At 62.3% G+C, this 12,120-nt stretch carries 13 protein-coding genes; 10 read left to right on the plus strand and 3 right to left on the minus strand.

Annotated elements, in window-relative coordinates; all coding sequences use genetic code 11:
• Positions 1–7 precede the first annotated feature (7 nt).
• The 9 genes from V3W27_RS22040 to V3W27_RS22080 all read left to right on the plus strand — a co-directional run bounded on the left by V3W27_RS22040 (position 8) and on the right by V3W27_RS22080 (position 8,608).
• Positions 8–1,807: a DUF2341 domain-containing protein gene (locus tag V3W27_RS22040; RefSeq protein WP_330207547.1), complete on the plus strand. Its 1,800-nt coding sequence runs from the start codon at positions 8–10 to the stop codon at positions 1,805–1,807.
• Positions 1,808–1,818: 11 nt separating this feature from the next.
• Positions 1,819–2,244 carry an ExbD/TolR family protein gene (locus V3W27_RS22045; RefSeq protein ID WP_003224462.1) on the plus strand — a complete coding sequence of 142 codons (426 nt, stop codon included), beginning with the start codon at positions 1,819–1,821 and terminating at the stop codon, positions 2,242–2,244.
• Positions 2,245–2,247: 3 nt separating this feature from the next.
• A complete protein-coding gene (locus V3W27_RS22050; RefSeq protein ID WP_330207548.1) occupies positions 2,248–2,952 on the plus strand; it encodes an energy transducer TonB family protein in 705 nt (234 codons plus the stop codon).
• 39 nt (positions 2,953–2,991) lie between these two features.
• Positions 2,992–4,689, plus strand: a complete 1,698-nt coding sequence (locus tag V3W27_RS22055; protein ID WP_330207549.1) for a putative porin — start codon at positions 2,992–2,994, stop codon at positions 4,687–4,689.
• Between the two features lie 18 nt (positions 4,690–4,707).
• Positions 4,708–5,337 (plus strand): DNA repair protein, encoded by a 630-nt coding sequence (locus tag V3W27_RS22060; RefSeq protein ID WP_285375709.1) that lies wholly within the window; start codon positions 4,708–4,710, stop codon positions 5,335–5,337.
• Between the two features lie 17 nt (positions 5,338–5,354).
• Positions 5,355–5,825, plus strand: coding sequence for a YbjN domain-containing protein (locus V3W27_RS22065; RefSeq protein WP_330207550.1), 471 nt, complete (start codon positions 5,355–5,357; stop codon positions 5,823–5,825).
• Positions 5,822–6,769 carry a peptidylprolyl isomerase gene (locus V3W27_RS22070; protein WP_330207551.1) on the plus strand — a complete coding sequence of 316 codons (948 nt, stop codon included), beginning with the start codon at positions 5,822–5,824 and terminating at the stop codon, positions 6,767–6,769. The genes V3W27_RS22065 and V3W27_RS22070 overlap by 4 nt, the downstream gene beginning before the upstream one ends.
• 158 nt (positions 6,770–6,927) lie before the next feature.
• A complete protein-coding gene (locus V3W27_RS22075; RefSeq protein WP_330207552.1) occupies positions 6,928–7,908 on the plus strand; it encodes a LysR family transcriptional regulator in 981 nt (326 codons plus the stop codon).
• Between the two features lie 190 nt (positions 7,909–8,098).
• Positions 8,099–8,608 (plus strand): GNAT family N-acetyltransferase, encoded by a 510-nt coding sequence (locus tag V3W27_RS22080; protein ID WP_097090075.1) that lies wholly within the window; start codon positions 8,099–8,101, stop codon positions 8,606–8,608.
• A 20-nt stretch (positions 8,609–8,628) separates the two neighbouring features.
• Here V3W27_RS22080 and V3W27_RS22085 read toward each other — a convergent pair whose 3' ends face one another.
• Entirely contained in the window at positions 8,629–9,321 is a 693-nt protein-coding gene (locus tag V3W27_RS22085) for an aspartate/glutamate racemase family protein (protein ID WP_330207553.1), read from the minus strand.
• 205 nt (positions 9,322–9,526) lie between these two features.
• Between V3W27_RS22085 and V3W27_RS22090 the strand changes: the two genes are divergently transcribed.
• The gene (locus V3W27_RS22090; protein ID WP_330207554.1) at positions 9,527–10,018 is read left to right on the plus strand and encodes a hypothetical protein; all 492 of its coding nucleotides are present in this window, start codon (positions 9,527–9,529) and stop codon (positions 10,016–10,018) included.
• A 132-nt stretch (positions 10,019–10,150) separates the two neighbouring features.
• Here V3W27_RS22090 and V3W27_RS22095 read toward each other — a convergent pair whose 3' ends face one another.
• A complete protein-coding gene (locus V3W27_RS22095) occupies positions 10,151–10,369 on the minus strand; it encodes a CcoQ/FixQ family Cbb3-type cytochrome c oxidase assembly chaperone (protein WP_096797626.1) in 219 nt (72 codons plus the stop codon).
• Between the two features lie 18 nt (positions 10,370–10,387).
• Positions 10,388–11,815, minus strand: coding sequence for a cytochrome-c oxidase, cbb3-type subunit I (gene ccoN, locus V3W27_RS22100; protein WP_047294666.1), 1,428 nt, complete (start codon positions 11,813–11,815; stop codon positions 10,388–10,390).
• Positions 11,816–12,120: the final 305 nt, after the last annotated feature.

Consider the following 12,120-nt stretch of genomic DNA (forward strand, 5'->3'; position numbering starts at 1 on the left):
CACGTTCATGCAGCGCCTCATTCTTTCGTTGTTGATTTGCCTGGGCTTCGTGCTCCCGGCCACGGCGCAGGCCTGGTGGCAGGACGACTGGCATTACCGCAAACAGATCGCCGTCGACACCACGCCGCAGGGCGCCGGGATCAATCAGGCCCTGGGCCGCACTGCGCTGCTGGTGCGCCTGCACACCGGCAATTTCACCTTCGACGGGGTCAAGGAAGATGGCGCGGATTTGCGCTTCGTCGCCGCCGATGACAAGACCGTGCTTAACCACCAGATCGAAAGCTTCGATGCGCTGATGGGCATGGCGCTGATCTGGGTCGATGTGCCGAATGTCGAGGGCGGCCAGCGTCAGGACATCTGGATGTACTACGGCAACCAGAAGGCCCCGGCCACCGGCAACGGCCAGTTGACCTTCGATCCGAATTACACCGCGCTGTACCACTTCGACGGCGCCACCGGCACGCCGGCCAAGGACACCACCGCCTACGGCAACACCGCCCAAAGCGCCACTGGCGCGGCGATTGACGGTGTGGTCGGACGCGCCTTGCAGTTCAGCGGCCAGCCGTTGCTGCTGCCGGCCAGTCCGTCGTTGCAGCACAGTGCTGGCGGCGCGTTCACCTTTAGCGCCTGGCTGCGTCTGGATCAGGCCAATGGCGAACAACTGATTCTGGCCCGCCGTGAAGGCGCCAACAGTCTGCTGGTCGGGGTCAATCAGGGCGTGCCGTTTGTGGAAATCGACGGTCAGCGCGCGGCGGCTACTCAACCATTGAACCCCGGCCAATGGCAGCATGTCGCGCTGACCGCCGAAGGTTCGAAAGTCAGCCTGTACATCAACGGTCGTGAGGGCGCGACGCTGGCTCAGGCGATGCCGGCGTTCAATTCAGTGATGGCGATTGGCGGCGATCTGGCCGCAGGCCCGTACCAGCCATTCGTGGGCGCCATCGACGAACTGCGCCTGTCGAAAGTCGCGCGTCCGGCGCCGTTGCTGCTGGCTGATGCGACCTCGCAAGGCGCCGAGTCGAAACTGGTGGCCTACGGCGTCGATGAAGAACAGTCCGGTTTCGGTTTCGGCAGCCTCGGTTTCCTGCTCAACGCGGTACCGGTGGACGCCTGGGTGATCATCGCCGTGCTGGTGCTGATGATGTTCCAGTCGTGGATCATCATGCTGCGCAAGAACCGCACCCTCAGCCGCGTGAGCAAGGCCAACGAGGACTTCCGCGAGCAGTTCGCCAAGGTCGGTACCCGTCTGGAGATGTTCGCCGACGACGCGCAACTCGCCCAGCGTCTGCAGCATTCGCCGCTGTGGCGCCTGTACTCGGTGGCGGTCAAGGAAATCCGTACCCGCCGCGAGCAGGGCGCCGATACCTCTTCGGTGTCCGCAGCGACCATTGAAGCGATCCGCTGCTCGATGGACGGCGTGCGCACCCGTGAGAACCAGGCGCTCAGTTCGAAACTCTCGACCCTGTCCAACGCTATCGCCGGCGGCCCGTACATCGGCCTGCTCGGCACCGTGCTGGGGATCATGGTGGTGTTCCTCGGCACGGCCATGGCCGGCGACGTCAACATCAACGCCATCGCGCCCGGCATGGCCGCCGCATTGCTCGCCACCGCCATGGGCCTGTTCGTCGCGATCCCGGCGCTGTTTGGCTACAACCGCCTGATCACCCGCAACAAGGAAGTCAGCGCCGACATGCGCGTGTTCGTCGACGAGTTCATCACTCGTCTGGCGGAGATGCACGGCGAAGGCCAGTCCAGCGAAGCGGCGCATCAGCGCGGCCTTCACGCCAACCACTCCGTACCGGCCTGAGGAACACTGCCATGGCGTCCGTAAATGCCTCCCACGACGATGACGAAGATGCAGCGGTGGACAGCATCAACATCACCCCGCTGGTCGACGTGCTGATGGTGGTGCTGGTGATGTTCATCCTCACCGCCACTGCGCAGGTCTCCGGGATCCAGATCAACCTGCCCAAGGCCAGTGCATCGGTGTCGCTGTCGGAAGCCAAGACCAAGGCGATTTCGGTCAACGACGGCGGTCAGGTGTTCCTCGACGCCTACCCGGTGACCCTTGCGGAGCTGGAAGAGCGCCTGCGTATCGAGAAGGCGCAGAGCCCGGACTTCCCGGTGATCGTGCGCGGCGACGCCACGGTGCAGTACCAGAAGGTCATTGAAGTGCTGGATCTGTTGCGCCGGCTCGAACTGTCTCAGGTCGGTCTTGTGACCGGCAAACCGACGCAGGGCTGAGTGATGACCGCACAACTTCCGATCGAGCCGCTGCCGATGAAAAGGTCGCCGATGCGCTTTGTAAAGTGGGGCGCCGGGCTGCTGCTCGGCGCGCTCGCCGCGTGGTTCCTGTGGCAGTGGGCCAATGACATGAGCGGCGTGCGCCGTGAAGCGCCGAAGGTGCCGACGATCATTCCGTTGCCGCCTCCGCCGCCGCCACCTCCGGAAAAACCACCGGAGCCGGAAACCCCGGTGGAAGAAAAAGTCGTCGAGCCCGAGCCCACGCCCGAGCCGCAAGAGGTCAAGCCCGAGGAAGAGGCGCCGCCATCGCCGGCGGACGATCTGGCCAACCCGATGCAAATGGACGGTGACGCGCAGAGTGGCAACGACGCTTTCAACATCGGCGCCGGCAAGGGTGGCGGCATGGCCGGTGCGGGTGGCGGACGCCTGGGCACCGGCACTTACAGCCAGTTCCTCGCGTTCACTTTTCAGCGCTTGCTGCGCGAGAACTCCGATCTGCGCAACCTCGCATTCTCGCTGCAGGCGGATGTGTGGCTGAGCAGCGTCGGCGAAATCACCCGGGTCGAGCTGGTCAAGTCCAGCGGCAAGCCCGAGATCGATACCCAGGTGCTGGCGGCGCTGCGTAACGCACCGCACCTGAGCGAACGGCCACCGGCCTCCATCACCTTGCCTGTGCGCCTGTCCCTGCAAGGGCGGCGTCCGGGTTAACCGAATTCATAAAGCTGTATGAAAAGGAGTTGTGTGCAGATGATTTCCAACGTGAATCGATTGTCCCTGGCGGTCGGCATGGTCATCGCGACCCTGGTCGGTCAGGCAGCGGCAGCGCCTGCGCCCTCGGAGAACGCCACGATCAATCTGATCCGCTTGCTGGTCGAGCAGGGCATTCTGAAACAGGACAAGGCTGACGCGCTGATCGCCCAGGCGCAGAACGAAGCCGCCCAGGCCAAGCAGGCAGCGGCTTCTACTGCGGTGGCGGCAGGTCCGGTCGCAGCACCGGGCGATGTGCGCGTGCAGTACGTACCGGCCGCGGTGCGCGACCAGATCCGCGATCAGGTCAAGGCCGAAGTCATGGCCACCGCCAAGCAGGAAAACTGGGCGGCGCCCAATACCTTCCCGGACTGGGCTTCGCGTATCAGCTTCGACGGCGACATCCGCCTGCGCGATGAATCGCGTTACTACTCGGGCAGCAACAGCAACGAAATCGTCGACTTCGCCAAACTCAACAACAACGGTCCGTACGACGTGAACCCCAACAGCAGCACCAGTCTGCCGCCGTTGCTCAACACCCGTGAGGACCGCACCAATCAATTTCGCATTCGTGCGCGGCTGGGCATGAAAGCGGTGATCTCGCCGGAATGGACCGCCGGCATCCGCATCGGCACCGGCTCGGACAACAACCCGGTGTCGACCACGCAGAACCTCGGCGGCGGGTTTGCCAAGAAAGACATCTGGCTCGATCAGGGCTACCTGAACTGGAAGCCGACCGATGAGCTGACCCTGACCGGCGGGCGCTTCGCCAACCCGTTCATGTCCACCGACATGCTGTATTCCAACGACCTGAATTTCGACGGCGTGGCGGCGATTTTCGACCACAAGCTCAACCGCGACTGGGGCGTGTTCGGCACCGTTGGTGCGTTCCCGGTGGATTACACTAACGACACCAGCACCAGCAACGGTTTCGACAAGGAAGAAAGCGACAACAAGTGGCTGTACGGCGCGCAGCTCGGCGCCAAGTGGGCGATCAACAGCAACAACCGCCTCAAAGGTGCGCTGGCCTACTACCGCTTCGACGACATTCAAGGCCAACGCTCCAGCCCTTGCGAACCGTGGGCCGGCGCTCCGGGTTGCGACACCGATGGCACTCGAGCGGCGTTCATGCAGAAGGGCAACAGCGTGTTCCTGCTGCGCGACATCACGCCGAACCCGGCCAACCCGACCACCACGCCGCAGCCGCAATTCGTCGGCCTGGCGTCGGAGTTCAACCTGCTCGACCTGAACCTGGTGTGGGACGCCGATCTGCCAGAGGACTTCAAGCTGCGCAGCCAGGGCAACTACATCCACAACCTCGGATACGACGAAGGCGACATGCGCAAGCGCTCCGAGGGGCAGATCGTCAACAACCTCAACAGCAACGGCGAGATCGAAAGCGGCGCCAATGCATGGATGGTGCAGTTCACCCTCGGCAACGCGCTGGACCTGAAGAAGCAGGGCGACTGGAATATGTTCGCCGGCTACAAGTACATCCAGCCGGACGCCTTGCCCGACGGCTTCAACGATTCCTCGTTCCACCTCGGCGGCACCAACGCCAAGGGCTATTTCCTCGGTGGCAATTACGGTCTGGCGAAGAACGTCTACGCCACCGGCCGCTGGCTGAGCACCGAGGCGGTGTACGGCGCGCCGTTCGACATCGATGTCTTGCAGCTTGAGATCAACACGCGCTTCTAAGGCGCCGGGAGTACGGTCATGCACGCACGAGTTTTTCTGTTGGGGCTGAGTTTTTTCATCGCACAAGGCGCGCACGCCGAAGGCATGGAGGAGCGTCTGCGTACCCAGTTGCGCAGCACCACTCAACAGTTGCAGGCCCTGCAGAGCCAGCAGGCTCAGGCCAGCGCCGCGCAACTGGCGGCGCAGAACGAGGCCAAGGCCGCGCAGGCGCAGATCAAGCAATTGACCGCCGAACTGGCCAAGGCCAAAGGCGTCGCCGAGCAGTTGGCCGGCCAGCAGCAGAGCCTGCACAGCCAGGCGCAAGCGCAAGTCGCCGCCAGCAGCGAACAGGTCGGCAAGTTCAAGAAGGCCTACGACGAGTTGCTGGTCATGGCCCGTGCCAAAGAGGCAGAACGGTCTAAGCTTCAAACGCAATTGGCTGAACGTGACACACAAGTGCAGCAATGTTCAGTCAAGAATCAGCAGATGTATGGCGTCGCCAAGCAGATCCTCAGCGCTTACGAAAACATTGATGTGGCCGAGGTGATGAAGATCCGCCAGCCCTTTGCGGGCAGCGCCCGGGTCAAGTTCGATGAGCTGGCTCAGGGCTTTGGCGATGAACTGTACAAGACTCAATTCGATGCGCCACAAGCTGCGCTCTCGCACTGATAAACAAGGAAGAAGTCATGACTCAATTGATCAGCCATGTGTCCCCACAATCCCTGACCGACGTCCTGCAAGCGGCCGGTTATCGCGTCAACCAGACCGAACAGAACGGCATCGTGCAGTTGCTCAGCGCCAGTCAGGGCATCGGTTATGCCGTGCGTTTCGGCAACCCGGCGGTGGAGCAGGGCAGCTACGTCGATTTCACTTTCAGCTGCGCGCTGCGGGTGCAAGGTGAGTTGCCGCAGGGCGTGGCCGAACAGTGGAACGCCACCCGGCGTTTTGCGCGGTTGTCGTTGCAGGGCGAGTTTCTGGTGATGGAAATGGACGTGGTGCTGGCGGCCGGTGTGAGCAACGATCACCTGCGCGGCAATCTGGAATTGTGGGATCGCCTGTTGCAGGAGTTCATCGTCTACCTGCGTGATTTCAGCCAGGCCGCGCAAGCCTCGCCGGCCAAAGTCGCTACCGCTGAGCAAGAGGAAGTCGCGCTGTGAAAAAGCCTGCCATGGTGATCGGCGCCGGGGCAGTGGCGCTGTTGGTGGTAGCCGTGGCGCTGGTGCTGCGACCGGGCACAGACCCGGTTGCCGCCCAGCAATCGTCGCCGTTGGCGGCGGTTGCTGCGGGGCCTGCGGTAGCGCGGTTGGGCAATCAGCAGGTGACGCCGCAGGAATTGCAGGCGCTGCTGGCTACCGTCCCGCCGGCGACTCGCGAGCAATTGCGCGGCAACCGTGAAGCGCTGGAGCGCTGGCTGCGTACGCGGTTGGCGGAGAAAGCCGTGCTGGAACAGGCCGATGCTCAGGGCTGGGCGCAGCGTCCGGACGTGGTGCGGCAAACCCGCGCGGCCACCGAGCAGATCGTCTTTCGCGATTACCTGCGCTCGGTCAGCACGGTGCCGGCGGACTACCCGAGTACGAGCGAGTTGCAGCAGGCGTATGACGCTGGCAAGGGCAACTGGCAGACGCCGGCGTTGTATCGGGTAAGCCAGATTTTCCTCGCTGTGAATGACCCGCAGAACCTCGAAACGGTGCGCAAGCAGGCGACCGAGCTAAGCAAGAAAGCCCAGGGCACGCCGGCGGATTTTGCCGCGCTGGCGACTCAGTATTCGCAGGACCGGCAGACTGCCGAACGTGGCGGCGACACCGGGCTGCAACCGTTGCAGCAACTGGTGCCAGAGGTGCGGGGTGCGGTGGCGAAGTTGAAGGTCGGCGCGGTGTCCGATCCACTGCAGAGCGCAGCCGGTTTCCATGTGATCAAACTCACCGAACAGCAACCGGCACGTACTGCAACCCTCGACGAGCTGCGCGATCAACTGACCCAGGCCTTGCGTGCGCAACGGCAGGAGCAGATTGCCCAGGCGTATCTGGACGGGATGCTCAATACCGCAACGCTGAGTATCGATGGGGCCGAGCTGAACAAGGTCCTCGAATCCAACCATTAGAGCACTGGCACACCACAAACCCTGTAGGAGTGAGCCTGCTCGCGATAGCGATGTGTCAGGCAAAGAGATGTCAGCTGTGCCGACGCCATCGCGAGCAGGCTCACTCCTACAGGGGATCTGCGCAATGTCTAAATACAAAGATCGACAGGGAGTCATCGATGTCATTCACCGAACCCGCAGGACGACAGGGTAGCCCCGACTATCGCTGGGCACAGGGCGAACGCGAGCCGTGGCTGGCGCAAGCCGCGACCATTGATGCCGAGGTCGCGCAATATTTTCTGGTCAGTGCCCGCTGTGGTTGCTTCATGCAGGCGGCGCGCAGTCTCAACGTGCGTTCGACTCTGCTGCGCAAGCAGTTGGCGCAGCTTGAGCAGGAGCTGCAGCACTCGCTGTTCAGCTTTCAGGGCAGCGCCCTGAGCCTGACCCGCGAAGGTCAGCAGTTGCAGGCGCAATTGGTCGCGCTGGCTCACGAACGCAAACTGCCGGTGGTCGAGCAGCCACTGGTGCGTTTGGCGGTAGCCGAATCGATCCTGCATGACATCCTCGGTCGCGACCTGATCGCGTTGCTGCGGCGCAATGCCAGCGTGCGCCTGGAGATCATTGCGCTGGACAGCGAGTTGGCCTTGCGCGCAGTCAGCGCCGACGTGGTGCTGTGGCTGGCTCACGGCGAAACCCCCAGCCCCGGCCCGACCTTCACCACCAGTCAGCCGCAGGCCCTGGCGCGTCTGGATTACCTGCCGCACATCGCCAAACGCTATTCCCGGGTCACCGCGCGCCCGGCGAGTGCCGATGATCTGAGCGATTTCATGCTGGTGCAATGGCAGCACGACCGGCAGATCGACAGCTTCCGGCCGTGGAATGAACTGGTCGAACAACGTCTGGCCGGCGTGGTGCAGATGCAATCCTATGAGCTGATGCTGGAAATGATCCGCTGCAGCGCTTGCATCGGGTTGCTGCCGGCGTACATGAGCCGTTTCGATCGCGGGCTGGTGGCGTTGCCGGGGCTGTTTGATGAACCGATGCAGCTACAGGCGTGGCTGGCGGTGAATGCTGATTCCCGGGACGTCGCCGAGGTGCAAACCCTGGTCGAGCTGATCCAGCACACCTTCAACGAACGCCAGGAATGGTTCCAGACCTGATCCGATTCTGCCAACACCCCAATCCCCTGTGGGAGCGGGCTTGCTCGCGAAGGCGGTGTGTCAGGTGACAGAGATGTTGAATTTCAGACCGCTTTCGCGAGCAAGCCCGCTCCCACATTTTGATATTCGCCAGCCAGAGGCTCAACGGTTTAGAGTAAGCGGCCACCCATCGATCCAGGAAGGATCTGCCATGCCCGACCACGCTCCCACCATCAAAATCGAACGCTTCAATGAGTCGCACCTTGAGGGCATCACCGCGCTGTACAACGATCCGGCCGTGACCCGGCAGGTGCTGCAGATGCCGTTTCAGCCCACTGAGGTTTGGCGCAAACGCCTTGCGCCAGATAACGAACGGGTGGTGCAACTGGTGGCGCTGCATGAGGGTGTGGTCATTGGCAATCTGGGGCTGGAAAACTATTCGCGGATCCGCCGCGCCCACGCCGGCAGTGTCGGCATGGCGGTCGCCGTGGCCTGGCAGGGCAAAGGTGTCGGGTCGAAACTGCTGGCGGCGGCGCTGGACGTCGCCGACAACTGGATGAACCTGCACCGGGTCGAACTCTCGGTGTACGCCGACAACCAGGCGGCTATCGGTCTCTACCGCAAGTTCGGCTTCGAGAACGAAGGCCTGTTCCGTGACTACGCCGTGCGCGACGGGCAATGGGTCGACACCCTGAGCATGGCCCGTCTGCGTCGTCGATAAGCCAAAAAATCCTGTGGGAGTCAGTTGCCCAGCGCGAACGCCACCGCCGACTGCGCATGCAGCTCGGTGGTGTCGAGCAGGGGCAGGGCGCTGTGTTCGGGTTTGACCAGCAGGCCGATTTCCGTGCAGCCGAGGATGATCGCCTGGGCGCCGCGCGCGGTCAGCGCTTCGATCACCCGTTGATAGATTTTGCGTGATTCGTCACTGATCACTCCGACGCACAATTCGTCGTAGATGATCCGGTGCACGTCCTTGCGCTCGGCGTCGTCCGGCACCAGTACCGTCAGACCCTGCGCAATCAGGCGCTGCTTGAGAAAGTCCTGCTCCATGGTGAACGCCGTGCCGAGCAGACCGACCGTGCGCGCATCGATGGCCAATGCCGCCTGCGCCGCCGGTTCGGCGATGTGCAGAAACGGAATGCTGATCGCTGCCTGAATCTGCTGCGCGACCTTGTGCATGGTGTTGGTACACAGCACCACGCATTCGGCGCCGCCGGCCTCGAGCCTGCGCGCGGCATCCACCAGAATCGCCGCCGCATCGTCCCAGCGCCCGGCGTGCTGCGCCTGTTCGACCGGGCCGAAGTCGACGCTGTACATCAGGATTTGCGCCGAGCGCAGCGAGCCGAGGCGGTCGCGGACCTGCTGATTGATGAGTCGATAGTATTCAGCGCTGGATTCCCAGCTCATGCCGCCGATAAGGCCGATGGTGCGCATTGAAATTCCTCGAACAATGGCCCGTATTGGAAAAGTCGGGCTCTGGCCGAGTGTCCATCGGTTCAATGACGGATGCCAGTACAAAGCAACTGTACCGTTGATCCTGTTGCCAAGTGTCCCGGTGCCGGCGATCGAGGTTTAACGTACGCCGGCGCCTCGATCTGTCACTATCGACTATCGCAGGCTCTCCCCGAGGAACGTACCGATGAACGACGTACAACAACTGGGCGAAATGCTTCGTCACTATGCCGAGAGTGAAGCGCACAAGAAGCAATTGTTCGAAACGCAGTCACAGGCGTGGGCCAGCCGCATCACCGAGCTGTTCGGCCAGATCCAGCAATGGCTGGAACCGGTACAGGCACCGAACCTGCTGGAGGTGAGCCGCGAGGCTTACGTCGCGTTCGGCCCGAGCACACCGGTGGAAACCTCGACCTTCAAGACCGAGAAACTGAGCATCGTGATCGCCGGCAAAGCGGTGGAGTTCGTGCCGGACGTGATGGGCAGCGCCGGGCAGATTTCCCTGGCGGTGATGGGCCTGACGGCGGCGCGCTATGGCAGCATTTCGTTGGTGGGATTGCCGGGCGGCGAGTGGCAATGGCGCAAGACCAATGGCTTGAAGGATCCGGACACCTTCGTGTTTGATGCGGATTTTCTCGCACAGCAGTTGCAGAGCCTGATCCCGCGCGATCGCAGCTGATATCAGGGCTTCACCCATTTCCCATTGTGGGAGCGGGCTTGCTCGCGAAGGCGGCAGCCCATTCGACATTGATGGCGACTGATAGACCGCTTTCTCGAGCAAGCCCGCTCCCACAGGGGATTGAGGGTGATCCTACATATCGAGGTTGATCCAGCCCGGTTTCGCCTCTTCCGGCGCCACGGCTTTCACGGTTTTACCGGTGGCCAACTCAACCCGCCGTGCCACCTCCGGATCATCAGCAAACGGCACCATGCTCGCATCGTCGAGGCTCTCTGAAGTCTGATGGCGCAGGCAGTACTCCACCGCCAGCCACAGAAACACCACCCCCAGCACATTCAAGAAAATATCCATCCTCTGCGGCTCCCTGCCTCAGGCGATCTGCGCCTGGCTGCGTGCCAGCGCCACGTCGGCGACCCGCACCGTGCGCCAGACGTTGTAGGCCATCAGCAGCATGCCGCTGAGGAAGAACACCCCGCCGGCAAAACGCACGATGAACCCCGGATGACTGGCCTGCAGCGCCTCGACAAACGAATAAGTCAGCGTGCCGTCCTCGTTGATCGCCCGCCACATCAGGCCCTGGGTGATGCCGTTGACCCACATCGAAGCGATGTACAACACCGTGCCGATGGTCGCCAGCCAGAAGTGCAGGTTGATCAGCGGCGTGCTGTACATCTGCTCGCGGCCGAAGACTTTCGGCACCATATGGTAGGTCGCGCCGAAGGTGATCATCGCCACCCAGCCCAAGGCCCCGGCGTGAACGTGGCCGATGGTCCAGTCGGTGTAGTGGGAGAGGGCGTTGACCGTTTTGATCGCCATCATCGGGCCTTCGAAGGTCGACATGCCGTAGAACGCCAGCGACAGCACCAGGAAGCGCAAAATCGGGTCGGTGCGCAACTTATGCCAGGCGCCCGACAAGGTCATCATGCCGTTGATCATCCCGCCCCAGCTCGGCGCCAGCAGGATCAGCGACATCGCCATGCCCAGCGACTGCGCCCAGTCCGGCAGCGCGGTGTAGTGCAAGTGGTGCGGGCCGGCCCAGATGTACAGGGTGATCAGCGCCCAGAAATGCACGATCGACAACCGATACGAATAGACCGGGCGATTCACCTGTTTCGGCACGAAGTAATACATCATTCCGAGAAAGCCCGTGGTCAGGAAGAAACCCACCGCGTTATGGCCGTACCACCACTGCACCATGGCGTCGGTCGCCCCGGAATACACCGGATAGGATTTGAACCAGTCCACCGGGATCGACAGGTGATTGACCACGTGCAGCATGGCGATCACCAGAATGAACGCGCCGAAGAACCAGTTGCCGACATAGATGTGTTTGGTCTTGCGCTGCACCACGGTGGTGAAAAACACGATGGCGTACGCGACCCAGACCACCGCCATCCACACCGCGCCGGAGAATTCGATTTCGGCGTATTCCTTGGTGGTGGTGTAGCCCAGCGGCAGGGTGATCAGCATGATCACGATCACCGATTGCCAGCCCCAGAAGGTGAAGGCCGCGAGCTTGTCCGAATACAGCCGCACCTGGCAGGTGCGCTGCACCGCGTAGTAACTGGCGGCGAATTGCGCGCTGCCGGCGAAACCGAAAATCACCAGACTGGTGTGCAATGGCCGCAAGCGGCCGAAGGTGGTCCAGGGCAGGTCGAGGTTCATGTCCGGCCATACCAGTTGCGAGGCGATCCATACCCCCATCGCCATGCCGACGACACCCCAGAAAACCGTCGCGATAACGAATTGGCGGACGACCTTGTAGTTATACGCCTGTCCGATTGTTGCTGTGCTCATGGTCAGTTCATCCACGGTTGCAAAGTCTTGCCAGGCCACCCTGGTCTGGCACGAGCTGCACTGTAGGAACACCACTGAAAACAAAACAGGCTCAGGGATCTTTCATTTGTACGGATCAGATTCAAGTCCTGCCTGCGGCGTTCTGCCGCGCCCTGATATGGTTTTTATGACTTCAGGTGAATCTGTTGCGTGCTGCGCTGCTCGTCCATAGTCGGGGAAAATCTGTAGGAGTGAGCCTGCTCGCGATTGCGGTGTGTCAGTCAACAAAGCAGTTGCCTGACACACCGCAATCGCGAGCAGGCTCA

Source organism: Pseudomonas sp. AM14(2022), assembly GCF_036346455.1.
GTDB classification, from domain to species: Bacteria; Pseudomonadota; Gammaproteobacteria; order Pseudomonadales; family Pseudomonadaceae; genus Aquipseudomonas; species Aquipseudomonas putida_A.

What these genes read in the sequence shown, in the direction of transcription:
- V3W27_RS22040 (WP_330207547.1), top strand. Translation starts at nt 8, where the DNA reads ATGCAGCGCCTCATTCTTTCGTTGTTGATTTGCCTGGGCTTCGTGCTC.
- V3W27_RS22045 (WP_003224462.1), top strand. Translation starts at nt 1,819, where the DNA reads ATGGCGTCCGTAAATGCCTCCCACGACGATGACGAAGATGCAGCGGTG.
- V3W27_RS22050 (WP_330207548.1), top strand. Translation starts at nt 2,248, where the DNA reads ATGACCGCACAACTTCCGATCGAGCCGCTGCCGATGAAAAGGTCGCCG.
- V3W27_RS22055 (WP_330207549.1), top strand. Translation starts at nt 2,992, where the DNA reads ATGATTTCCAACGTGAATCGATTGTCCCTGGCGGTCGGCATGGTCATC.
- V3W27_RS22060 (WP_285375709.1), top strand. Translation starts at nt 4,708, where the DNA reads ATGCACGCACGAGTTTTTCTGTTGGGGCTGAGTTTTTTCATCGCACAA.
- V3W27_RS22065 (WP_330207550.1), top strand. Translation starts at nt 5,355, where the DNA reads ATGACTCAATTGATCAGCCATGTGTCCCCACAATCCCTGACCGACGTC.
- V3W27_RS22075 (WP_330207552.1), top strand. Translation starts at nt 6,928, where the DNA reads ATGTCATTCACCGAACCCGCAGGACGACAGGGTAGCCCCGACTATCGC.
- V3W27_RS22080 (WP_097090075.1), top strand. Translation starts at nt 8,099, where the DNA reads ATGCCCGACCACGCTCCCACCATCAAAATCGAACGCTTCAATGAGTCG.
- V3W27_RS22085 (WP_330207553.1), bottom strand. Translation starts at nt 9,321, where the DNA reads ATGCGCACCATCGGCCTTATCGGCGGCATGAGCTGGGAATCCAGCGCT.
- V3W27_RS22090 (WP_330207554.1), top strand. Translation starts at nt 9,527, where the DNA reads ATGAACGACGTACAACAACTGGGCGAAATGCTTCGTCACTATGCCGAG.
- V3W27_RS22095 (WP_096797626.1), bottom strand. Translation starts at nt 10,369, where the DNA reads ATGGATATTTTCTTGAATGTGCTGGGGGTGGTGTTTCTGTGGCTGGCG.
- ccoN (WP_047294666.1), bottom strand. Translation starts at nt 11,815, where the DNA reads ATGAGCACAGCAACAATCGGACAGGCGTATAACTACAAGGTCGTCCGC.